This is a genomic window from Curtobacterium sp. ZW137 (assembly GCF_003762905.1).
Lineage (GTDB): Bacteria > Actinomycetota > Actinomycetes > Actinomycetales > Microbacteriaceae > Curtobacterium.
In genome coordinates, this window is record NZ_RJKS01000001.1 from 198,862 (window position 1) to 221,374 (window position 22,513).

The following is a 22,513-nucleotide window of genomic DNA, read 5'->3' on the forward strand; positions in this document are numbered from 1 at the left end:
GCGGTCGTCGCGGTGAAGAACGTCTTCGTCGCCGAGTCGAGCACGTTCTACACGATCCTCGGCGTGACGCTGTTCCTCGTCGTCTTCGGCGTCGTGATGGTGCTCTCGTCGTCGAGCGTCGAGCAGTACGCGGCGACGCACGACTTCTTCGGCGCGTTCACGCGCCAGGGGCTGTACGCCATCATCGGCATCCCGCTGATGCTCATCGCCAGCCGCTTCCGGGTCGCGACCTGGCGGAAGTACGCCAGGTGGATCATCGTGATCGGCCTGCTCGTCCAGGCGCTCGTCGTGCTGACGCCGCTCGGCTACTCGATCCAGGGCAACCGGAACTGGATCAAGCTCGGGACGTTCACCGCGCAGCCCTCCGAGATCCTCAAGCTCGCGCTGGTGCTCGGCATCGGCACGATCGTCTACCAGAAGCGCAACAAGCTCGACGACTGGAAGCAGATCCTCATCCCGATCGGCCTCGTGACGGCCGCCTCGATCGGCCTCGTGCTGTTCGGTGGCGACCAGGGCACCGCGATGGTGATGATGATCCTGGTCTTCGGCGCGATGTTCGTCGGCGGCATCCGCCTGCGGCACCTCGGCATCGTGGTCGGCGCGGTCCTCGTGCTGCTGCCGTTCGTGACGATGGCCTCGAGCTCCCGGTCGTCCCGCATCAGCGCGTGGCTCTCCGGCTGCACGGACACCAGCCAGTACCAGGACCTCTGCTGGCAGCCGGTCCACGGCATGTGGGCGCTGGCATCCGGCGGCGTGTTCGGCGTCGGGCTCGGCAACTCCAAGGCGAAGTGGTCGTGGCTGCCCGAGGCGGACAACGACTACATCTTCGCGATCATCGGCGAGGAGCTCGGCCTGATCGGCGCGGTCGTCGTCCTCGCCCTGTTCGTCGTGCTCGCGATCAGCATGGTCCGGATCATCCGCCTCTCCGACGACGCGTTCGTCCGGACGGTCACCGGCGGCGTCCTGGCGTGGATCATCGGCCAGGCGCTCGTGAACATCGGCGTGGTCCTCGGCCTGCTCCCGGTGCTCGGCGTCCCACTCCCACTGATCTCGGCAGGTGGTTCGGCGCTCATCATGACCCTCGTCGCGATCGGCGTCGTGCTGTCCTTCGCCCGCGAACTGCCCGGCAAGGCGGAGCTCTCGAACCGCGACCTGCCCCGAACGAACGGAGCGCTCCGGTGAGCACCTACCTCTTCGCCGGCGGCGGCACCGCCGGCCACGTCAACCCCCTGCTCGCCGTCGCCGACCGGCTGACCGAGCGTTCCCCGGAGGACACCGTCATCGTCCTCGGCACCGCAGAGGGCCTGGAGTCCCGCCTCGTCCCGATGCGCGGGTACGAGCTGCTGACGATCCCGCGCCTGCCGTTCCCGCGGAAGCCGAACGCCGCAGCCCTGCGGTTCCCCGGCGCCTTCTGGCGTGCGGTCAAGCGCACCGAGCAGATCATCCGCGAGCGGGACGTCGACGTCGTCCTCGGCGTCGGCGGGTACGCGTCCGCGCCCGCCTACATCGCGGCGAAGCGCACCGGCACCCCGATCGTCGTGCACGAGCAGAACGCCAAGCCGGGTCTGGCGAACCGGCACGCCGCGTTCCTGACGAGCCACGTCGGCGTGACGTTCTCGAACACTCGCCTACGGCACTCCCGCGTCGTCGGGATGCCGCTCCGCCGGGAGATCGAGTCGCTCGACCGCCGCGCCAGCCGCGCGGAGGGGCTCGCCGAGTTCGGGCTCGACCCCGCCCGCCCGGTGCTGCTCGTCACGGGCGGGTCGTCCGGTGCGCGGAGCATCAACACCACGATCAACCGCTCGGCGGCGACCATCGTCGGTGCCGGCTGGCAGGTCCTGCACGTCGTGGGCGGCAAGTCCGAGATCGGCCCGAGCGACCTCGACGGCTACACCGTGCTGCCGTACTGCGACCGGATGGACCTGGCGTACGCGGCCTCGGACTTCGTCGTCTCGCGCTCCGGCGCCGGCATGGTCTGCGAGCTCACCGCCGTCGGGCTGCCGAGCGTCCTGGTGCCGTACCCTGTCGGCAACGGCGAGCAGCGGCACAACGCCCGCGACGTCGTCGGCGCCGGGGGAGCGGTCCTCGTCGCGGACCAGGAATTCGACCAGGACTGGGTGACGTTCCAGCTGCTGGGCATCCTGCAGGACCGGGCCCGCATCGCGAGCATGGCGGTCCGTTCCGGCAGCGTCGGCCACCGCGACGGCGCCGACCGGATGACCGACCTGGCCCTCGACGCCGCGCGTGAGCGCGGCACCGGCAGCACCGGCGGCACGAACGGCACCAGCACCGGCAACACCGGCGGAACGAACGGCACCAGCACCAGCAGCACCGGCACCACGGAGGAACCATGACCATCAAGCCGGACCTGACCCAGCCGATCCCGGACGACCTCGGCACGGTCCACTTCGTCGGCATCGGCGGCTCCGGCATGAGCGGCATCGCCCGGATGTTCCTCGCCGCCGGTCACACCGTCACGGGCAGCGACTCCCGCGAGACCGCGACCACCGGCCGGATGCGCGAGCTCGGTGCCGAGGTGCACATCGGCCACGACGCGAGCAACGTCGGCGCCGCCGACACGATCGTCGTCACGAGCGCCCTCTGGCCGGACAACCCCGAACTCCTCGAGGCCCAGCGCCGTGGTCTGCCGGTCCTGCACCGCTCCCAGGCCCTCGCCGCGCTGATCGCCGAGCACCGCCTCGTCGCGGTCGCCGGCGCGCACGGCAAGACCACCTCGACCGGCATGATCGTCACCGCGATGGTCGAGCTCGGCCTCGACCCGAGCTTCGTCAACGGCGGCGTGATCCAGTCGCTCGGCACCAGCTCGGCCCCGGGGAAGAGCGACCTCTTCGTGGTCGAGGCCGACGAGTCCGACGGCTCCTTCCTGCTCTACGACGTCGCCGTCGCGCTCATCACGAACGTCGACGCCGACCACCTCGACCACTACGGCAGCGAGGACGCCTTCATCGACGCCTTCGTCGAGTTCGCCGCGAAGGCGAGCGAGCGCGTGGTCGTCTCGAGCGACGACGCCGGCGCCAAGCGCGTGACGGCGGGCGTCCGAGCCCTCGAGCACGCCCCCGAGATCGTCACGTTCGGGGAGGCCGTCGACGCCGACGTCCGCATCGAGCGCATCGTCGAGTCCGCCGGCGTCGAGGTCGACTTCCGCGCTGCGGGCGAGGCGCACCACATCACGCTCCGCGTCCCCGGCCGCCACAACGCGATCAACGCGGTCGGCGCGTTCGCGGTCCTCACCGGACTCGGTGTCGCACCGGCCGACGCGATCCGCGGCATCGAGGCCTTCGGCGGCACCGAGCGACGCTTCGAGCTGCACGGCGTCGAGCGCGGCGTGTCGGTCTACGACGACTACGCCCACCACCCGACCGAGGTCGCGGCGGCCCTCAAGGCAGCGCGCAACGTCGTCGGCGACGGCCGGATCATCGCGATCCACCAGCCGCACCTGTACTCCCGCACCCGGATGATGGCCGGCGACTTCGCCAAGGTCTACGAGGACCTCGCCGACCACACGGTCGTGCTCGACGTCTACGGCGCGCGCGAGGACCCGGAGCCCGGCGTCACCGGCGCCCTCGTCCAGGAGCGCTTCCACGACCAGTCGCACGTCGACTACCTGCCGGACTGGGCCGACGCGTCGGCTCGTGCCGCAGCGGTCGCGCGCGACGGAGACATCATCATGACCCTCAGCTGCGGCGACGTGTACCGGATCATCCCGCAGGTGCTGGCCGCGCTGCAGACCGACGAGGCAACGTCCCGGTGAAACGTCCCGAGGGCTTCGACGAGCGACCGGCGCAGCCGGCCGCCGGCGTCGAGGGCGAGCGCGCACCGCGTGAGCGACGTGCACCGCGGATCCCGCGGTTGCCCCGCAGGCAGGGGGCCGGGACGGACGACGGCCGGGAGGCACGGGTCGCCCCGGAGACGCCGGCTGCGGCTCCGGAGACCGTCGCGTCACCCGTGTCCCGTCCCGCGGCAACCGACCACGACGCGGCCGCGACCGACGTCGTCGACCTGCTCACCGCCTCCAGGCCGGCCGAGTCGGCGGACGCGAGCGACGACCACGAGGCGCCCATCGGTGCCGGGGTCCGCGCCGCGGAGACCGCGCGCGACGCCCGCGTCGCCCGCAAGCGGCGCAAGCTCCTCGAGCGTGCCGAGGTCCGGCGGTTCACCCGCCGCTCCCGGCACCGCCGCGCCGCGTGGGTGACCGCCGGTGGTGTGGTCGTCGTGCTCGGCGTGTCGATCCTCGTCGCGGTGTACTCGCCGCTGATGGCGCTCCGGACGATCGAGATCAAGGGCACCAGCCGGGTCGACGACGCCGCGCTCCGCCAGGCGCTCTCCGAGCAGATCGGGACGCCGCTCGCGCGCCTCGACTTCGGTGCGATCAAGAAGGACATCGCCGGCTTCCCGCTCATCGAGAGCTACGTGACCGAGGAAGAGCCGCCGAACACGCTCGTCGTGACCGTCACCGAGCGGACGCCGGTCGTCGCCGTGAAGACCGGGAAGACGTTCGACCTCGTCGACCCCGCGGGGATCGTCGTGCAGTCCGCGCCGAAGCAGCCGGACACGATGCCGCTCGCCGACATCGGGTCGGCGAAGCTCGGGTCCTCGGTGTTCCGGACGATGACCGAGGTGGTGCTGGCGCTGCCCTCCACCGTGCGGGCGCAGGTGTCCGGCGTGTCCGCGTCGACCGCGGACGACGTGACGCTCACCATGAAGGACGGCTCCCGGGTCGTCTGGGGGAGCCCGGACGACTCCGACGCGAAGGCGGCGCTCCTCGACGCCCTCGTGAAGGACCACGCGTCCCGCGACCCGAAGACCGCGGTGGAGTACGACGTCTCCGCCCCGGACAACGGCATCATCCGCGCCCAGTCCTGACGCGCCTCGTCCCGACGCACCCTGCGCCGCGCGGGGGAGAATTGCGGGGCGGGTTCGCGACACGCGGCGTGGCGGGGCGACACCGCGGCGAGCACCCCCGTAGCGTCGATGCAAGCACCACACCTAGCAGCAAAGACCCTGAACTTCAAGTAAAGGTTGAGGGTTCAACCGGAGGCCGGACTGACGTGACCACGAACCACAACTACCTCGCCGTCATCAAGGTCGTCGGTGTCGGCGGCGGCGGCGTGAACGCCGTCAACCGCATGATCGAGCTGGGCCTCCGTGGCGTCGAGTTCATCGCGATCAACACCGACGCGCAGGCACTGCTGCTCAGCGACGCCGACGTCAAGCTCGACGTCGGCCGCGAGATCACCCGCGGCCTGGGCGCCGGCGCGGACCCCGAGGTCGGCCGTCGTGCCGCCGAGGACCACGCCGAGGAGATCGAAGAGGCACTCGCGGGTGCCGACATGGTCTTCGTCACCGCCGGTGAAGGCGGTGGGACCGGCACGGGTGGTGCGCCCGTGGTCGCCCGCATCGCGAAGTCGATCGGCGCGCTCACCATCGGTGTCGTCACGAAGCCGTTCAGCTTCGAGGGCAAGCGCCGCCAGTCGCAGGCCGAGAACGGCGTCGCCGGGCTCAAGGACGAGGTCGACACGCTCATCGTCGTGCCGAACGACCGCCTGCTCGAGATCTCCGACCGTGGCATCTCCATGGTCGAGGCCTTCGCGACCGCCGACCAGGTCCTCCTCGCCGGCGTCCAGGGCATCACCGACCTGATCACGACCCCTGGCCTCATCAACCTCGACTTCGCGGACGTCAAGTCCGTCATGCAGGGTGCCGGTTCGGCGCTCATGGGCATCGGCTCCTCGCGGGGTGCCGACCGGGCGATCAAGGCCGCGGAGCTCGCGGTGGCGTCGCCGCTGCTCGAGGCCTCGATCGACGGTGCGCACGGCGTGCTGCTCTCGATCCAGGGTGGCTCGAACCTCGGCATCTTCGAGATCAACGACGCGGCCCGCCTCGTGCAGGAAGCCGTCCACCCCGAGGCGAACATCATCTTCGGTGCGGTCATCGACGACACCCTCGGCGACGAGGTCCGTGTCACGGTCATCGCCGCCGGGTTCGACGGGGGCGAGCCCTCGTCGCAGGTCAAGGAGCGTCGCGCGAGCTGGGTCGACCCCGAGGCCGGCGCGACCGTCCCGGTGTCCGGCGCCGGTTCCTCCGCGATCGAGGACTCCACGAGCTCCTCGCCGTCCTGGGCCTCCTCGGAGCACGAGCCGCCGGCGCAGCGCGCTGCCGACCCGGCCTTCGACGGTGACGACGACGAACTCGACGTCCCCGACTTCCTGAAGTAGGGCTCTTGTCGGACGCTCGCACGAGCCTCCAGGACCGGCTGTCCACGGTCCGCGACGGCATCGCCGACGCGGCCAGGGCAGCCGGTCGCGCACCCGACGAGCTCACGCTCGTCGTGGTGACGAAGTACCACCCGGCATCCCTGGTCCGCGACCTCGCCGCGCTCGGCGTGACGGACGTGGGGGAGAACCGCCACCAGGAGGCCCAGGCCAAGGCGACCGAACTCGCCGACCTGGCGCTCACCTGGCACTTCGTCGGGCAGCTGCAGTCGAAGAAGGCCCGCCAGGTGCGCCGGTACGCGCACGTCGTGCAGTCACTCGACCGCGACTCCGTCGTGGACGCGTTCGCGCCGACGGAGCAGGAACCCGAACCACCCGTGATCGACGGGTTCGTGCAGGTGAACCTCACCGACGACCCCGGTCGCGGTGGCGTGCACCCGGACGACGTCGACGCCATGGTGGAGCGGATCGCGGCCACGGGCACGATCGCGCTCCGCGGCGTGATGGCCGTCGCGCCCCTCGACGAGGAACCCCGTCCGGCGTTCGCCCGGCTCCGCGGGATCTCCGAGCGCGTGCGGCTGATCGTGCCCACCGCGACCGACATCTCCGCGGGGATGAGCGGCGACTACGCCGAGGCGATCGCCGAGGGCGCGACACACCTGCGGATCGGGACGGCAATCACCGGAAACCGGCCGACTGCGCCCTAGCCTCGAGGCAGGGCATCCACGAGCACGCACACCCCTGGAGGAACCATGGCCGGTCCGTTGAAGAAGACGATGGTCTACCTCGGCCTCGCCGACGAGGAACTCGAGTACGAGGACGAGCAGCCGCAGCAGCAGGCACGCGCCCAGCAGCAGCAGCAGCACCACTCCTCGCCCGCCGCGAGCCAGCACGAGGCTCCCGCACCGGCCGCCGCGACGCCCGCCCCGGCGGCTCCGGCGCAGCCAGCCCCCGAGGCCAAGGCCCCGCACACCCACCAGCGCGGCGCCCAGGTCACCCCGCTCCGCCGCTCGCACACGACCGCACAGAAGGCGACCCCGGTCCAGGAAATGAACGAGATCCTCACCGTCCACCCGCGCGAGTACAAGGACGCCCAGTCCATCGCCGAGAGCTTCCGCGACGGGATCCCCGTCATCATCAACCTCTCGCAGATGACCGAGACCGACGCCCGTCGCATGATCGACTTCGCGAGCGGACTGTCCCTCGGCCTCTACGGCAAGATCGAGCGCGTCACCAACAAGGTGTTCCTGCTCTCCCCGGCGCACGTCGCAGTGAGCGGTGAGGCGCCCGAGGTAGAGTCCGACATCGAGGCGTCCTTCTTCGCCCAGTCCTGAGTCGACGCGTCCCGTGGTCAACCCGACCACGGTGCGCCGCCCAGGCCCACCCGCCCCGTGCGCGGTGTCACACGGCACCGTTCACCCGAGACGAGCGAGCCGCACGTGTCCGCGATCTTCACGATCCTGTACTTCCTCCTCCTGCTGTACTTCTTCGTGCTCTGGGGGCGGTTCGCGCTCGACATGGTGCAGGCGTTCAACCGCTCGTGGCGTCCTCGCGGCGGCATGCTCGTCGTCGCCGAGGTCGTCTACTCGACGACCGACCCGCCCATCCGCGCCGTCCGCCGTGCGCTCCCGCCGCTCCGCATGGGAGCCGTGGCGCTCGACTTCGGCTGGTCGATCGTGATGCTCGTCGTCATCATCCTGATGAGCATCGTCCGGGTCATCTCCGCCGCGGTCTGACCTCCCGCACCCGATCCGGCTGGCCACGACACGCGCCACGCCCGGACACGATCACGGATCGTGCCCGGCGTCGGTGTACGGTGGTCGGGATCGATGCCCGCTCCGGCGGTGCATCCGCACCGGAAGTCGGGCCTGGTACATTCGGGCCCAACGTTTCGGTTCCACACGTTCAGCAGTTCTATTGAGGTGACGGCAATGGCTTTGACGCCGGAAGACGTAGTCAACAAGCGGTTCCAGCCGACCAAGTTCCGCGAGGGCTACGACCAGGACGAGGTCGACGACTTCCTCGACGAGGTCGTGGTCGAGCTGCGCCGTCTGACCCAGGAGAACGAGGAGCTCCGTCAGCGCCTGCAGGCCGCCGAATCGGCGCCCAAGCCGGCCGCTGCCGCAGAAGCCGCTCCCGCTCCGACCCCCGAGCCCGAGCCGGAGCCGGCCCCCGTCGCCGCAGCTCCCGAGCCCGCGCCGGTCGCAGCCGCCGCCCCGACCACCACGGTCCCGGCGGACGAGGACACCGAGGGCACCACGAACCTCCTCACGCTCGCGCGTCGTCTCCACGAGGAGCACGTCCGCGAAGGCATCGAGAAGCGTGACGCGCTCATCGCCGAGGGCCAGGCCCAGGCAGCGCGCCTCGTCTCCGAAGCGGAGAGCAAGCAGCGCCAGATCATCGCCGACACCGAGAACACGAACCGTCAGCGTGTCGCGGTGCTCGAGCAGGAGCAGCGCCAGCTCGAGGGCAAGATCGACGAGCTCCGCACGTTCGAGCGCGACTACCGCGCCCAGCTGAAGAGCTACATCCAGGGTCAGCTCAACGAGCTCGACACCTCGTCGGGCACCGAGCAGTCCGGCCTCACCCCCGCGCCGGCCTCGGCGCAGGGCTTCGGCAACTGACGTTGTCCCAGCAAGACCAACGAGCGAAGGTCAGTGTCCGCGCGATCGCGGCACTGGCCTTCGCCGCTGTCGTGGTGGTGGCGGCCGACCAGATCGTGAAGGCGCTGGTCGTCGCGAACCTGCCGTACGGGCAGGTCGTGCCGGTCCTCGGCAACGCGCTGCAGTTCCTCTACGTCCGGAACCCCGGTGCCGCGTTCTCGTTCGCGGTCAACATGACGTGGGTGTTCTCGATCGTCTCCGCTGCGGTCGTCGTCGCGATCATCGTCTTCGCACGGCGCATCCACTCCATGTGGTGGGCGATCGTCCTCGGCATGCTGCTCGGCGGCGCGCTCGGCAACCTCAGCGACCGCCTCTTCCGTGAGCCCGGCTTCGGCCAGGGCCACGTCGTCGACTTCATCTCGACGCCGTGGATGATGCCAGCGATCTACAACATCGCGGACTCGTTCATCTGCGTCAGCATGGTGATCTTCGTGCTGCTGGTGATCTTCGGGGTCAACCTCGACGGCACCAGGACGGTCTCGGACAAGCGCAAGGGCAAGGGCGGCCTGGAGGCCCGTGGGGACTCCGCCACGGACGCTGCGGCGACGGCGACCCCGTCGGTCGCGTCCACCGACGCGGCGGACGCACCCCGAGCCTCCAGTCGACCTCATGGCGACCAGCGCGACTCGCTGGGGCACGACGCAACGTGAGCGAGACGCGTTCCCTGCCCGTCCCGGACGGGCTCGCCGGTGAGCGTGTCGACGCCGCCATCGCGAAGCTCCTCGGGTTCAGCCGGTCGTTCGCGGCCGACGTCGTCGCCGCCGGTGGCGTGCGCGTCGACGGCGTGGTCGTCGAGAAGTCCGACCGTCTGCACGCGGACTCCTGGCTCGAGGTCGAGTGGACCCCGAAGGAAGCCCCACGGATCGTGCCCGCGCACGTCCCCGGGATGACGATCGTGCACGACGACGACGACATCGTCGTGGTCGACAAGCCCGTCGGCGTCGCCGCGCACCCCTCGCCGGGGTGGGACGGCCCGACCGTGCCCGGGGGCCTCGCGGCTGCTGGGTTCACCATCGCGACCTCCGGCGCCGCCGAACGCGCGGGGATCGTGCACCGGCTCGACGTCGGGACCTCCGGACTCATGGTGGTCGCGAAGACCGAGCTGGCGTACACGAGCCTGAAGCGGGCGTTCAAGGAGCGCACGGTCGAGAAGGTCTACCACGCGCTCGCGCAGGGGCACCCGGACCCGACCTCCGGCACCGTCGACGCACCGATCGGACGGCACCCCTCGAGCGACTGGAAGTTCGCGGTCACCTCGGACGGCAAGCCGAGCGTGACGCACTACGAGACGCTCGAGGCCTTCCGGTCCGCGACCCTGCTCGAGGTGCACCTGGAGACCGGGCGCACCCACCAGATCCGGGTGCACATGGCGGCCACCCGGCACCCGCTCGTCGGGGACACGATGTACGGGGCCGACCCGGTGCTGGCCGCGGAGCTCGGGCTGACGCGGCAGTGGCTCGACGCGGTGCGGCTCGGGTTCGCGCATCCCCGGACCGGGGAGTGGGTCGAGTTCCAGGCGTCGTACCCGGAGGACCTGCAGGTCGCGCTCGACCGCATCCGGAGCGCGTCGGTCTGAGGCCGGGCCCGGCCTGGCCCGGGCCGGGGCGGGGGCGCCCCCGGGGCTGGCGTCCCCGTGGGCATCGAGTGCGCAGTAGGTGCGCGTCAGCCGCGCTCGGGCCGCATCTGCTGCGCACTCGATCCCTCTGAGGGTGGCAGGTCCGCGGAGGGCCCGGCCCCCGGCTGATCGAGTGCGCAGAAGACGCGGCGTCGGCTGCCCTCGCGCGCCACTCCTGCTCACTCGATCGGGGCTACCTCGTGGACGTGGACGCGGAAGCGGAAGCGGACACCGGCGCCGGCGTCGGCGCTGCCGGCTCGGCCGCGGCCGGCTGCCGGCCGGGCAGCAGGAACGCGAGCACCGTCGCGAACGCGGTGATGCCGATCGCCCACCAGAACGCCTGCTGGAACGCCACCGCAGCTTCGCCGCCGGCGACCGCACCCGCGAGGACCACGGCGAGCACCGCGGTGCCGAACGCCCCGCCGAGCTGCTGCGCGAGCCGGGTGATCGTGCTCGCGTGCGGCATGTCCGGGCGGTCGAGCCCGACGAAGCCGACCGACATGATCGGGATCATCACGGCTCCGAGGCCGAGCCCGCGGACCACCAGGACCAGGGCGATCCACCACTGGTTCGTGCTGCCGTCCGCGAAGGCGAACGGGATCGTGGCAACGAGCACGACGGCGAACCCGACGACGGCGACGACCCGGGCGCCGATCCGGTCGGTCATGCGGCCGGCGAGCGAACGGCTGAGCAGCGAGCCGACGCCCTGGGGGATGAGGAGCAGCCCGGCGCCGAGCGCGTCGGTCCCGCGGAGCTCCTGGAACGACAGCGGCAGGAGCAGCATGCCGCCGTAGAGCGAGGCGCCCATCAGGAACATCAGCGTGGCGGCTGCGGCGAGCGGGCGGTGCCGGAGCAGTGCCAGGTCCACCAGGGCTGCGCTCCGTCGACGGGTCGCCCAGAGGACGAACGCGACGAGCAGGACGAGCCCGGCGCCGAGGGGTGCCCAGACGTCGAACCGGGCGAAGCCGTCCGTCCGGCTGGCGTTGCTCAGGCCGAACAGGATCCCGACGACGGCGGGGGAGAGCAGCACCAGGCCGACGACGTCGAGCCGCGCGGTGCCGACAGGACCGTCGGCGGGCATGAACAACCACGCGAGGACGAGGCCGGCGACCGCGAACGGCACGTTCACCCAGAACAGCCACTGCCAGTCGGCCGCGCCGAGGATCAGGCCGCCGATGACCGGTCCGAGGATCGGTCCGAGCGCGGTGGGCAGGGAGGCGATCGACATCAGCTTGCCGATGTTCCGGCCGCCCGCCGCCTGCATCAAGAGCGTGGTCAGCAGCGGCATCATCGCGCCGGCGCCGATGCCCTGGACGATCCGGAAGCCGACCAGGCTCGTGGCGTCCCAGGCGAGCGAGCACAGGACGCTGCCGATCAGGAACACGACGAGCGCGCTCATCCAGAGCCGCCGCCCGCCGATGCGGTTCTGCAGCCAGCCGACGATCGGGACGGTGACACCCATCGCGAGCAGGTAGCCGGTGCTCACCCACTGGATGGTGTCGACGCTCGTGTGCAGGTCGCGGCTGAGGGTGTGCAGCGCGACACTGACGATCGTCGAGTCGAACAGCGGTGCCATCGCGCCGACGATCAGCGCGACGGCCAGTCTGGTCAGGTTCTTGTCCATGATGGAGATACGCTCCCGTTTCTTGTTGGCGTCACCGTACTGCGGCGCGTTAAGATACGCAAGTGGATCTTGCGAAGACGAGACGGCGCGGTGCGGAGCTCGAGGCGGCACTGCTCGACGCTGCGTGGCAGGAGCTCGAACGGAGCGGCTACGCGTCCCTGACGTACGAGGCGGTCGCTGCCCGCGCGGGGACCTCGAAGCCCGTGCTCTACCGGCGGTGGCCCACGAAGGTGGACCTCGTCCTCGCCGCGCTCCAGCACGCCGGGCTGTTCGATCGTCGTACCGTGCCGGACACCGGGACCCTGCGGGGCGACATGCTCGCAGCGCTCCGGGACTTCAACGACGCGCGGTCCGGGTTCATCACCGTGATCAGCCTCTACCTGTCGAGCATCAACGCGGACACCGGGCTGACCCCCGCCGACCTCCGCGCACGCCTGATCGGGGACCGGTCGAGCGTCGGCCGGGTGTTCCTGGACCGTGCGGCCGCGCGCGGGGAGATCCCCGCACGCGACTGGCCCGACGGGCTCACCACGCTGCCGTCCGACCTGATGCGCCACGACCTCGTGATGACGCTGAAGCGGATCCCGGACGCCCGCGTGCTGGAGATCGTCGACGACATCTGGCTGCCGCTCGTGCGGTGAGGAATCGGTGAGGAATCGGTGAGGAAGCGCTGAAGGAGCGATGCGGGCGCGGTGAGGGAGTGCCGCGGCGTGTCTGTCCGCGGTCGCGGTTAGGCTGTTCGAGTCCCGCAGCAGCTCGTACGAACCGGAGGTTCCGTGGCGGATTCCGACTCCTTCGTCCACCTGCACGTGCACAGCGAGTACTCGATGCTCGACGGCGCGGCCAGGCTCAACGACCTCGTGGCGGAGACCGCCGCGCAGGGCATGCCGGCCGTGGCGGTGACGGACCACGGCAACATGTTCGGCGCGTTCGAGTTCTGGAAGGCCGCCAAGGCCGGCGGCGTCAAGCCGATCATCGGGACAGAGGCGTACATCACGCCGGGCACCCACCGCTCCGACAAGACCCGTGTGCGCTGGGGTGACGGTGGCGGGGACGACGTCTCCGGTGCGGGTTCGTACACGCACATGACGATGTTCGCCGAGAACACCGCCGGCATGCACAACCTGTTCCGGCTGTCGTCGAAGGCCTCGCTCGAGGGCTACTACTTCAAGCCCCGCATGGACCGCGAACTCCTCAGCGAGTACCACGACGGCATCATCGCCACGACGGGCTGCCCCTCTGGTGAAGTCCAGACGCGCCTGCGCCTCGGCCAGTACGACGAAGCGATCAAGGCGGCGGCGGACTTCCGGGACATCTTCGGCAAGGAGAACTACTTCGCCGAGATCATGGACCACGGCCTCGAGATCGAGCGCCGGATCATGACGGACCTGATCCGCCTCGCGAAGGACCTCGGCCTGCCGCTCGTCGGCACGAACGACCTGCATTACACGCACTCCCACGACGCCAAGTCGCACGCGGCACTGCTCTGCGTGCAGTCCGGCTCCACCCTGAACGACCCGAACCGCTTCAAGTTCGACGCCGACGAGTTCTACCTGAAGACCCCGCAGCAGATGCGGCACGTCTTCCGGGACAACCTCGAAGCGTGCGACAACACGCTGCTCATCGCCGAGCGGTGCAACGTCGAGTTCGACACCGCGGCGAACTACATGCCGAAGTTCCCGGTGCCCGAGGGGGAGACCGAGCACAGCTGGTTCGAGAAAGAGGTGGCGAAGGGGCTGGAGTACCGCTACCCCGGCGGCATCTCGCCCGAGGTCCAGGCGCGCGCCGACTACGAGGTCGGCATCATCAACCAGATGAACTTCCCGGGCTACTTCCTCGTGGTCGCCGACTTCATCAACTGGTCGAAGGACCACGGCATCCGCGTCGGCCCCGGTCGTGGTTCCGGTGCCGGCTCGATGGTGGCGTACGCGATGCGCATCACCGACCTCGACCCGATCCGGCACGGCCTGATCTTCGAGCGCTTCCTCAACCCGGACCGCGTCTCGATGCCCGACTTCGACGTCGACTTCGACGACCGGCGCCGCGGTGAGGCGATCAAGTACGTCACCGAGAAGTACGGGTCGGAGCGCGTTGCACAGATCGTCACGTACGGCACGATCAAGGCGAAGCAGGCGCTGAAGGACTCCTCGCGCGTTCTCGGCTTCCCGTTCGGCATGGGCGAGAAGCTCACGAAGGCGATGCCGCCGCCCGTGATGGGCAAGGACATCCCGCTCACCGGGATCTTCGACAAGGACCACCCACGCTTCAAGGAAGCCGTCGACGTCCGTACCGTGGTCGAGACCGACCCCGAAGCGAAGACGGTCTTCGACACCGCGCTGGGGCTCGAGGGGCTGAAGCGTCAGTGGGGCGTGCACGCCGCCGGCGTGATCATGTCCAGCGACCCGCTGATCGACATCATCCCGATCATGAAGCGGGAGCAGGACGGTCAGATCGTCACGCAGTTCGACTACCCGGCTTCGGAGTCGCTCGGCCTGATCAAGATGGACTTCCTGGGGCTCCGGAACCTCACGATCATCAGTGACGCCCTCGACAACATCAAGACCAACCGTGGGATCGACCTCGACCTCGAGACCATGGGCCTCGAGGACCCCGAGGCGTACGCGCTCCTGCAGCGCGGTGACACCCTCGGTGTGTTCCAGCTCGACGGCGGCCCGATGCGTGGCCTGCTGCGCCTGATGAAGCCCGACAACTTCGAGGACATCTCCGCGCTCATCGCCCTGTACCGTCCGGGCCCCATGGGTGCGAACTCGCACACGAACTACGCGCTCCGCAAGAACGGCGAGCAGGCGATCACGCCGATCCACCCGGAGCTCGCCGAGCCCCTCAAGGACATCATCGGCACGACCTACGGCCTGATCATCTACCAGGAGCAGGTCATGGCCATCGCGCAGAAGGTGGCCGGGTTCTCGCTCGGCCAGGCGGACATCCTCCGTCGCGCGATGGGCAAGAAGAAGAAGTCCGAGCTGGACAAGCAGTACGCCGGCTTCGAGAAGGGCATGCTCGACAACGGCTACTCGGCCGCGGCGATCAAGACGCTGTGGGACATCCTGCTGCCGTTCTCCGACTACGCGTTCAACAAGGCGCACTCCGCCGCGTACGGCGTGGTGTCCTTCTGGACCGCCTACCTCAAGGCGCACTACCCGGCCGAGTACATGGCGGCGCTGCTCACCTCCGTCGGTGATGCCCGCGACAAGCTCGCGCTGTACCTCAACGAGTGCCGCCGGATGGGCATCAAGGTGATGCCGCCGGACGTCAACGAGTCGATCGGCTTCTTCGCCGCCGTCGGTGAGGACATCCGATTCGGCATGGGCGCGATCCGCAACGTCGGCTTCAACGTCGTCGACGACATCGTGAAGGCCCGCACGGAGAAGGGCGCGTTCGAGTCCTTCCACGACTTCCTCCGGAAGATCCCGATCTCCTCCGCCAACAAGCGGACCGTGGAGTCGCTCATCAAGGCGGGTGCCTTCGACGAGTTCGGGGACAGCCGCCGTGCGCTCGTGGAGATCCACGAGGGCGCGGTCGAAGCCGCGGTGAAGGTCAAGCGCGACGAGGTCCACGGCAACGTCGGCTTCGACTTCGACTCCCTGTTCGCCCAGGTCGCCGAGGAACAGCCGTCGCTGGCGGTCGTCTCGCAGGTGCCGGAGCGTCCGGAGTGGTCCAAGCGCGACAAGCTCGCGTTCGAGCGCGACATGCTCGGGCTCTACGTCTCGGACCACCCGCTCGCGGGGCTCGAGATCGAGCTCGCGAAGCACCAGTCGATCACCATCGCCGACCTCATCGCGGCCGACGACTCCGTCGAGGGGGAGACCGTCACGGTCGCCGGACTGCTGACGAGCGTGCAGCACCGGGTGGCCAAGACGAGCGGCAACCCGTACGGCATCGTCGACATCGAGGACTTCGGCGGCCAGATCGGCGTGATGTTCCTCGGCAAGACGTACCAGGAGTTCGGGCCGTCGCTGGTGGCCGACTCGATCGTGGTCCTCCGCGGTCGCGTGAACGTCCGCGACGACGGCAAGGCGCTGCACGCGGTGAGCATGTTCCAGCCGGCGCTCGGCGACGTGATGGGTTCCGGGCCGCTCACGCTGTCCCTGCCCGAACGGCAGGCCACGACGGAGACGGTGACCGAGCTGGCGGCGGTGCTCGGCCGGCACACGGGGGAGACCGAGGTCCGGCTGCGGCTGCTCAAGGACGACGTCGCCCGGACGTTCGAGCTGCCGTTCCCGGTGAACCTGACGCCCGACCTGTTCGGTGAGCTGAAGAGCCTGCTCGGCCCGCGCTGCCTGGTGTAGCGCCCGCCCCCGCGATGGACGACCGTACGATGCCGGACGCGGCCGCCCTGGCGGCGTTCGGCGTCGCGGGGTCGCGGCTCGAACGGCTCGCCGGCGGCCGTGGCCTGACGTGGCGCGCCGGGGACGTGGTCCTGCGCCCGCACGACGGCGCGGAGGAGACCGACTGGCGCGCCGAGGTCCTCGCGTCGCTCGAGCACACGGCGGCGTTCCGCACGCCCCGGCCCGTCGCCACCACCGATGGCAGCTGGCGGTCCGGCCGCTGGGAAGCGTGGGAGTGGCTGCCCGGCCGCGCCGACGAGACCCGCGTCGCCGACGTCATCCGCGCGGGCACCGCCTTCCACCGGGCGATCACGCACCTCGACCGACCTGCGTTCCTCGACCGCAAGGACAACGCCTGGAGTCGCGCCGACCGGATGGCCTGGGGCGAGGCCGAGCTCCCGCCGGACACGACGCTCGACCGGCTCGCGGCGGCGTTCCGTCCCGTCGAGTCACCCGCCCAGCTCGTCCACGGCGACCTGCTCGGCAACGTGCTCTTCGCCGAGGGCCAACCGCCGGCGATCATCGACTGGCCGCCCTACTGGCGTCCCGCCGGGTTCGACGCGGCGGTCGCCGCCGTCGACGCCGTGTGCTGGCACCGGGTGGCGGTCAGCGCGCTCGACGCGCTCGGCGACGGCATCGGCGAGTGGCGCCAGCTGCTCGTCCGCGCCCTCACGTTCCGGATCGCCACCCTGCACCTGCTCGGCTCGTGGGACGCGACCGGCGTCGCGACGCACCGTCCGGTGGTGGACGCGCTGGTCTGACGGCCTGGAGGCCCGGTGCGGGCCCGCCACGGGCCTCCCGTCCGGTGTCCGGTCACGTCTCGTTCGGACCTGGGCTACGAGGCAGGGCGGTAGCGCGCCATCGCGCTCCGCTGCGGGGCGAAGCGTTCTTCGAAGTCGCGCTCGTTCGGGACCCACACGTCTCGCCAGAGCGACTCGTGACGCCTGCCGAGCCGCGCATCGCGCGCCATGCCCGCTGTGCGGCGACGTCGAGCTCGACGTCACACCAGACCGTCACGTCGAGGCTCGGGAGCGTGTCCGGATGGAACAGCCCGATCAGGTCCACGACCAGGATGTCAGCGCTGGGGAGCGGCTCAGCGGGGCCGAGCGACCTCGTGGTCCAGTCGAAGCGGTGGAACACGCCGGGTTGCGCGGCGCGATGCGGGGCGAGGACCGAATCGAGCAGTCGTCGTCGGTCGACACCGTCCCAGTCCGTCGACCGCCGATGGGATCGCACCGGGTCCAAGAAGTCGTCACCACGGATCCGCACCGCACCTGCGAGCTCCGCCGCGAGGGTCCTGGCCAGGGTGGACTTGCCGGACCCGCAGTAGCCGGAGATCCCCACCACGAGCGGGTGTCCCAGGTCACGCTGACGCGCACGGATGAGATCGACCAGGCCGGTCTGGTCCATCGGCGACTCGACGTCGATCTCGTAGTCCAGCACCAGGTCCTCGGCGTTCATGCCTCGGATGCCCCAGTTCACCTTCGGGGTCTCCGTGATGGTGATCTCGACGCTGTGCGGCGAGATCCCCGCCTCGGACTCGATGCGAGCGAACAGCTCACGCACGAGCGATCGCTTCGTGGCGTCGCTTGGGCCATGACGACACAGTACCGAGGGGGGGTTCGCGGAACTTCCGACGGTCGTCGGCCAGTCGCTCAACCGGGAGGCTCGGTGCGGGCCCACCACGGACGTCCCGTCCGAAGTCCGCGCACCCGATACCGTGGTGCCGTGGCGAGCCAGGACCAGTACGACGCCCTGTGGGCTGAGGGCCGAGCGCGCATGGTCCTTGGCGATCTCCGACCCGACCGGACGCCGACGGATGGGGACCCACGATGGGGGCTCAGCCTCGTCCTGCTCCCGGCCGAGGAGACGGCGCGACGCCTCGCCGGAGTCACGTCCGAGCTGGACGCCGCGTACCGGGGCGGACACCACCTCTACGGGGCGGCGGACCTGCACATGACGATCACGAGCCTCGAGCCGTACCGGGATCGGATCGCGCCGGAGACGGTTCAGCACTACGTCGACGCGATCGATCGTTCGCGCGACCTGCTCGACGTCCGGTGTCGCCTGCTCGGCCTCGGTGGTTCGGCAGCCGGTGTGTTCGTCCAGGGGTTCGACGACGACAGCCTCCTTCCGATCCGCGTGCGGATGCGGCAGGCGGCTGCCGATCTGCACGGTGGGACTGCGCCCCCGATGGCGTTCGTCCGGGACACCGCGCACATATCGCTCAGCGTCCACCGGCAGGCGGGGCCCGAAAACGCAGCCGTCGCCGTCGTGGAGCGATCGCGCCGGCGGGACTTCGGCGACCTCCAAGGCTCTCGGGTCGCGCTGGTGCGGTACCGCCCTCGGGTCGGCTCCATGGGAGTCGAGATGCTGCACACCGTCGGTTAGGGAGCGGACAGGCTCTTGTGCGCAGCCCGTCGGTTGTACAAGGTGGTCGGATGACGGGGATCAGGAACATCGCAGTCGGGTTGCCGGTCAAGAGCAGTCATGTCCTGCTCTCCGAGTCGACGGACACCGTCCGCGGTCTCGTGTTCCACCGTGCCGTGGGTGGCGGCATCGAGTTCGGCGAACGCGCGGACGAAGCGCTCCGGCGTGAGTTCCGGGAAGAACTCGACGTGGCCCTCTCCACCGTGACACTCCTCGGCGTCATCGAGAACATCTTCGAGTTCGAGGGTTCCCCTGGGCATGAGTACGCGCATGTCTTCGCGGTGCAGTCGGAAGAACTGGACCGTGTCCCGCTCAGCGCGGAACTCGTCGTCCTGGACGAGGGCAGTCCGGTGCGGTGGGTTCCGCTCGACACGGAAACACCGGTCTTCCCGGAGGGCATCCTCGAGATGCTCACCGCGGCCGCCGACGCCGACGCCGACGCCGGATGACCATCAGCGCTGGAACGATCCTCCCGGAAGCGACCTGATGCCCGGGCCGGCCGTCGAAGTGCCCGAAGGACTCGTCCGCGCGACGACGAACCGCGAAGAATCCGCCGGTACGGCGTGGCTCGCGGAACTGCCGGCGATCATCGGCGGCCTGCTCGACCGGTGGGGGTGCGAGCTCGACGGCGCCCCGATGCACGGTGAGGTCGCGATCGTCCTGCCGGTGCGGCGGGGCGAGACTGCCGCAGCGCTCAAGGTGTCGTTCCCGCACCCCGGCAACCGCAGCGAGCCGGACGCGCTACGCAGCTTCGGAGGGAACGGCGCCGTCCGACTTCTCGATGCCGACGCCGACTCGTTCGCGCTCCTGATGGAACGTGCTGGTCCCGACACGCTCGAGTCGATCGGGACGGCGGAGGAGGCGATCGAGACGGCCGGGTACCTGGCTCGGCGCCTCGCGGTTCCCGCAGGGCCGGCCACACCGGCACTCGCGGACACGGCCGGAGGGTGGGAAGCGGAGCTCGATCGGCAGGTCGCACTCCTGCCCGGTGTCCTGTCCTCCGCGGTGATCGAGCGGACGAGGAGCACCATCCGGCTGCTCGGGGGCGACACGACCACGACGATGCTCCACGGGGACCTGCACTTCGGGAACGTGCTCAGCGCGGAGCGTGAACCGTGGTTGGCGATCGACCCGAAGGGCTGGCGTGGCAGCGCTGCCTACGACGCGTTCACCGTGGTCGCGGGGAAGCGCGAGGGACTCCGTGACGCTCCCGACCTCGGTCGGGTGTTCCGCGACCGGATCCGCCGGTTCGCGGACACGGCCGGCGTCGACGCTGCGACGGCGCTCGCTTGCGTGCAGGCGCGCGCGACGAGCTCGTACCTGTACCAGCGGCTGCAGCCGGGGGACTGGTTCGAGCTCGAGCTGCTCGAGTTCGCGGTGAACCTGAGCGACTGATCGCGGTCAGGAGACCCGTTCGCGGAGCCGCTCGGTGACGACGAGCTTCTCCGACCACCGGTCCGGCCATCCCGCGGCCACCCACGACCGCTGCGGTTCATGGCCGGCGCGGCCGAGCCACACGACCTCGTCGATCGCGCGCTGCTGGCGCGCGAGGACGGCATCGACGACGTCGAACGCGCCGTCCCACCGGTACCCGTCGAGGAAGGCACCGATGCGACCGCGACGATCCACGTCGGGTCGTAGTCCTCGCCGACGGAGCTGCTGCACGTCGTCGTCGAACGGTGCGAGCCACTCGAGTGCGTACGCGACGTCGCTGACCGGTTCCGCCGGACGTGCGACGTCCCAGTCGAACAACCCGACCGCTCGGCCGTCGCGCCAGGCCGTGTTCCGGGGCTGCGGGTCACCGTGGCAGATGACGGTGGTGCCCTCGGGTGGAACAGCCCACACCGCCCAGCTCGGCTGCACCCAGCTCCGCGTCGCGTCGTGCACCCGACGGAGGAGCGCCCCAGCAGATGCGACCGCAGCGGTCGTGGTCTGGTGCGGCCAGGCGGCGTCGCCACCGTCGCCGGGCACGAGGCGGACGAACTCGAAGTGCTCGTCGGTGTCGAGCGGTTCCGGGACGGGGAGTCCCTGATCGTGGAGGTGCCGGAGCAGGGAGTGCACCGTCAGGGTCCAGGGCTTCCGGGGGCGACGGACGACGTCACCGTCGACCACGACCTCGCGCTCCGTCATCTCCGCACGCTCGGCGTGATGGTCAGCCGCGTCCGGTGATCGAGCGGATGCGCGCCACGATCCGGGGGTTCCGTGCGCCGAAGGTGAGGGCGGCGAGGCGGCGCATCGAGACCTGGGCGCGGTGCACGAGGAGGCCGGTCGCTTCTGCGATGTCGGTGACCGCGTGCCAGCGGGCGCGGAGGGCGGTCGGGTCGATCTCGGTCCGCGCGGCCGTCTCGATGGCCTCGACGAGGGACTTGCCGTCCTGCCAGGGCAGGGTCTCGTTCTCGAACCGCCGGAGGATCCGGTCGATGGCGTTCGCGCGGTGGTGCGTGACGGCCTGCGACCACCGGACGTCCTGCGGGATCGGGTCGACGAGGACCCACCGCGGGGCGTTGGCGTTCAGCATCGACAGCTGGCCGAACGTGGTCAGGGCGCCGAGCGCGACGGCGACGTCGAAGATCTGGCGAGGACGGCCGCCGACGGCGATGAGCGCGCCGGGGAACGCCTGACGCGCTGCGCGGAGCTGCGAACGCGCGACGATGAGCGTGATGACCATGTGCTCGGGCGCGGCGGCGAGGACGGAACGGACGCGGGTCACGACGGCACCGTCGACCTCGGCCGGCAGGTGCAGTGCCACGCGGACCGCGTCGTCGTCCGGCAGGAACGCGTCCGCGAACACGTCGACGGCGTCCCGGTAGCGGCTGAGGAACAGGGCGATCGCGCCGCCGTAGAACGGGTAGCGCTCGAGCAGGATGCGCTCGTGCTCGAGGCGGAGGGTCGGGCCGCGGTCACCGCTGAAGCTCGTCGACCCGGTGTGCAGGACGAGGGCGTGGTTCGCGAGCGCCGCGGTGTAGCCGTGCTCGTTGATGCGGAGGCAGAAGTCGTTCTCCTCGCCGTAGCCGGGGGAGAAGACCTCGTCGAACAGGCCGAAGCGGTCGATCGTCTCGCGGCGGATGAGGAAGCAGAAGCCCATCGCGACCGGCGCCAGTGAGAAGCGGGGGAGCAGGTACTTCACGCGGCCGTGCAGCTCACGGGTGCGCCGGGGTGCGAGGTTGGCGCGCGGGTTCCGGCGGGCGTAGGGGAACGACGCGATGGTGGCGTTGTCGCTCCGCGCGCAGACCACGCCGATCGAGTCGTCCTCGGCGAGGACCGCGGTCATCTCGTCGAGGAACCCGGGCAGCGGGACGGTGTCGCTGTTCAGGAGCAGGACGTCGTTGCCGGTCCGGTCGAGTTCGAGGACCGCACGGTTGCAGTTGCCGACGAAACCGAGGTTCCGCTCGTTGCGGGTGTACTCGAAGCCGGGGTGGTCGGCGACGAGCTCGAGGAGCCGACGCTCGATGGCGTCCACGTTCGGTCCGACGTCGTTCGCGAGGAGTACCCGGTCCACGGAGAAGTCGACGGTCTCGAGCAGGGCCTCGACGCAGCGTTCGAGCCCCGGCAGGTCGTCGTAGACCGGGACGACGATGGTCACCGGTCGACGGTCAGCA

At 70.3% G+C, this 22,513-nt stretch carries 20 protein-coding genes; 16 read left to right on the forward strand and 4 right to left on the reverse strand.

Annotated elements, in window-relative coordinates; translation table 11 throughout:
* Positions 1-12 precede the first annotated feature (12 nt).
* The 11 genes from ftsW (at position 13) to EDF55_RS00960 (ending at position 10,472) form a co-directional block, all read left to right on the forward strand.
* Positions 13-1,182 carry a putative lipid II flippase FtsW gene (ftsW, locus tag EDF55_RS00910; RefSeq protein ID WP_260233496.1) on the forward strand — a complete coding sequence of 390 codons (1,170 nt, stop codon included), beginning with the start codon at positions 13-15 and terminating at the stop codon, positions 1,180-1,182.
* Complete coding sequence (locus EDF55_RS00915) at positions 1,179-2,354, forward strand: glycosyltransferase (RefSeq protein ID WP_123653077.1); 1,176 nt, start codon at positions 1,179-1,181, stop codon at positions 2,352-2,354. Before ftsW ends, EDF55_RS00915 begins: the two co-directional genes overlap by 4 nt.
* Positions 2,351-3,772 (forward strand): UDP-N-acetylmuramate--L-alanine ligase, encoded by a 1,422-nt coding sequence (gene murC, locus EDF55_RS00920; protein WP_123653078.1) that lies wholly within the window; start codon positions 2,351-2,353, stop codon positions 3,770-3,772. Before EDF55_RS00915 ends, murC begins: the two co-directional genes overlap by 4 nt.
* Positions 3,769-4,884 (forward strand): FtsQ-type POTRA domain-containing protein, encoded by a 1,116-nt coding sequence (locus EDF55_RS00925; RefSeq protein ID WP_123653079.1) that lies wholly within the window; start codon positions 3,769-3,771, stop codon positions 4,882-4,884. The genes murC and EDF55_RS00925 overlap by 4 nt, the downstream gene beginning before the upstream one ends.
* Before the next feature lie 185 nt (positions 4,885-5,069).
* Positions 5,070-6,236: a cell division protein FtsZ gene (ftsZ, locus tag EDF55_RS00930; protein WP_123653080.1), complete on the forward strand. Its 1,167-nt coding sequence runs from the start codon at positions 5,070-5,072 to the stop codon at positions 6,234-6,236.
* A gap of 5 nt (positions 6,237-6,241) precedes the next feature.
* On the forward strand, positions 6,242-6,940 hold the full coding sequence (locus EDF55_RS00935; RefSeq protein WP_123653081.1) for a YggS family pyridoxal phosphate-dependent enzyme: 699 nt from the start codon (positions 6,242-6,244) through the stop codon (positions 6,938-6,940).
* A gap of 45 nt (positions 6,941-6,985) precedes the next feature.
* Complete coding sequence (locus tag EDF55_RS00940; protein WP_123653082.1) at positions 6,986-7,567, forward strand: cell division protein SepF; 582 nt, start codon at positions 6,986-6,988, stop codon at positions 7,565-7,567.
* A gap of 105 nt (positions 7,568-7,672) precedes the next feature.
* Positions 7,673-7,969 (forward strand): YggT family protein, encoded by a 297-nt coding sequence (locus tag EDF55_RS00945; protein WP_123653083.1) that lies wholly within the window; start codon positions 7,673-7,675, stop codon positions 7,967-7,969.
* Between the two features lie 195 nt (positions 7,970-8,164).
* Complete coding sequence (locus EDF55_RS00950; protein WP_165931492.1) at positions 8,165-8,857, forward strand: DivIVA domain-containing protein; 693 nt, start codon at positions 8,165-8,167, stop codon at positions 8,855-8,857.
* A gap of 2 nt (positions 8,858-8,859) precedes the next feature.
* Complete coding sequence (lspA, locus tag EDF55_RS00955) at positions 8,860-9,546, forward strand: signal peptidase II (RefSeq protein WP_243698346.1); 687 nt, start codon at positions 8,860-8,862, stop codon at positions 9,544-9,546.
* Positions 9,543-10,472, forward strand: a complete 930-nt coding sequence (locus tag EDF55_RS00960; protein WP_123653084.1) for an RluA family pseudouridine synthase — start codon at positions 9,543-9,545, stop codon at positions 10,470-10,472. The genes lspA and EDF55_RS00960 overlap by 4 nt, the downstream gene beginning before the upstream one ends.
* Before the next feature lie 232 nt (positions 10,473-10,704).
* On the opposite strand, the gene EDF55_RS00965 is transcribed toward EDF55_RS00960, so the two are convergent.
* Positions 10,705-12,135: an MDR family MFS transporter gene (locus EDF55_RS00965; RefSeq protein WP_123653085.1), complete on the reverse strand. Its 1,431-nt coding sequence runs from the start codon at positions 12,133-12,135 to the stop codon at positions 10,705-10,707.
* 62 nt (positions 12,136-12,197) lie between these two features.
* Between EDF55_RS00965 and EDF55_RS00970 the strand changes: the two genes are divergently transcribed.
* The 3 genes from EDF55_RS00970 (at position 12,198) to EDF55_RS00980 (ending at position 17,245) form a co-directional block, all read left to right on the forward strand.
* Positions 12,198-12,776 (forward strand): TetR/AcrR family transcriptional regulator, encoded by a 579-nt coding sequence (locus tag EDF55_RS00970; RefSeq protein WP_123653086.1) that lies wholly within the window; start codon positions 12,198-12,200, stop codon positions 12,774-12,776.
* 186 nt (positions 12,777-12,962) lie between these two features.
* Entirely contained in the window at positions 12,963-16,445 is a 3,483-nt protein-coding gene (gene dnaE, locus EDF55_RS00975) for a DNA polymerase III subunit alpha (RefSeq protein WP_395869881.1), read from the forward strand.
* Positions 16,446-16,459: 14 nt separating this feature from the next.
* On the forward strand, positions 16,460-17,245 hold the full coding sequence (locus EDF55_RS00980) for a hypothetical protein (RefSeq protein ID WP_123653088.1): 786 nt from the start codon (positions 16,460-16,462) through the stop codon (positions 17,243-17,245).
* Between the two features lie 52 nt (positions 17,246-17,297).
* Here EDF55_RS00980 and EDF55_RS19050 read toward each other — a convergent pair whose 3' ends face one another.
* Positions 17,298-18,659, reverse strand: coding sequence for a tautomerase family protein (locus EDF55_RS19050; protein ID WP_260235682.1), 1,362 nt, complete (start codon positions 18,657-18,659; stop codon positions 17,298-17,300).
* 266 nt (positions 18,660-18,925) lie between these two features.
* Here EDF55_RS19050 and EDF55_RS00995 point away from each other — a divergent pair, with 266 nt between their 5' ends.
* Both EDF55_RS00995 and EDF55_RS01000 read left to right on the forward strand, forming a co-directional pair.
* Complete coding sequence (locus EDF55_RS00995) at positions 18,926-19,363, forward strand: NUDIX domain-containing protein (protein WP_123653089.1); 438 nt, start codon at positions 18,926-18,928, stop codon at positions 19,361-19,363.
* A 37-nt stretch (positions 19,364-19,400) separates the two neighbouring features.
* Entirely contained in the window at positions 19,401-20,309 is a 909-nt protein-coding gene (locus EDF55_RS01000) for an aminoglycoside phosphotransferase family protein (protein WP_185017023.1), read from the forward strand.
* A 6-nt stretch (positions 20,310-20,315) separates the two neighbouring features.
* Here the strand turns inward: EDF55_RS01000 and EDF55_RS01005 are convergent, their stop codons facing one another.
* Together EDF55_RS01005 and EDF55_RS01010 are read right to left on the reverse strand one after the other, a co-directional pair.
* The gene (locus EDF55_RS01005) at positions 20,316-21,044 is read right to left on the reverse strand and encodes a phosphotransferase (protein WP_123653091.1); all 729 of its coding nucleotides are present in this window, start codon (positions 21,042-21,044) and stop codon (positions 20,316-20,318) included.
* A gap of 22 nt (positions 21,045-21,066) precedes the next feature.
* Positions 21,067-22,497 carry a glycosyltransferase family 2 protein gene (locus EDF55_RS01010; protein WP_185017025.1) on the reverse strand — a complete coding sequence of 477 codons (1,431 nt, stop codon included), beginning with the start codon at positions 22,495-22,497 and terminating at the stop codon, positions 21,067-21,069.
* Positions 22,498-22,513: the final 16 nt, after the last annotated feature.

Bases quoted from the DNA above. Each gene is read 5' to 3' on its own strand.
- murC (WP_123653078.1), top strand. From the start codon at position 2,351: ATGACCATCAAGCCGGACCTGACCCAGCCGATCCCGGACGACCTCGGC.
- EDF55_RS00940 (WP_123653082.1), top strand. From the start codon at position 6,986: ATGGCCGGTCCGTTGAAGAAGACGATGGTCTACCTCGGCCTCGCCGAC.
- EDF55_RS00950 (WP_165931492.1), top strand. From the start codon at position 8,165: ATGGCTTTGACGCCGGAAGACGTAGTCAACAAGCGGTTCCAGCCGACC.
- EDF55_RS00965 (WP_123653085.1), bottom strand. From the start codon at position 12,135: ATGGACAAGAACCTGACCAGACTGGCCGTCGCGCTGATCGTCGGCGCG.
- dnaE (WP_395869881.1), top strand. From the start codon at position 12,963: ATGCTCGACGGCGCGGCCAGGCTCAACGACCTCGTGGCGGAGACCGCC.
- EDF55_RS00980 (WP_123653088.1), top strand. From the start codon at position 16,460: ATGGACGACCGTACGATGCCGGACGCGGCCGCCCTGGCGGCGTTCGGC.
- EDF55_RS00995 (WP_123653089.1), top strand. From the start codon at position 18,926: ATGACGGGGATCAGGAACATCGCAGTCGGGTTGCCGGTCAAGAGCAGT.
- EDF55_RS01000 (WP_185017023.1), top strand. From the start codon at position 19,401: ATGCCCGGGCCGGCCGTCGAAGTGCCCGAAGGACTCGTCCGCGCGACG.
- EDF55_RS01005 (WP_123653091.1), bottom strand. From the start codon at position 21,044: ATGACGGAGCGCGAGGTCGTGGTCGACGGTGACGTCGTCCGTCGCCCC.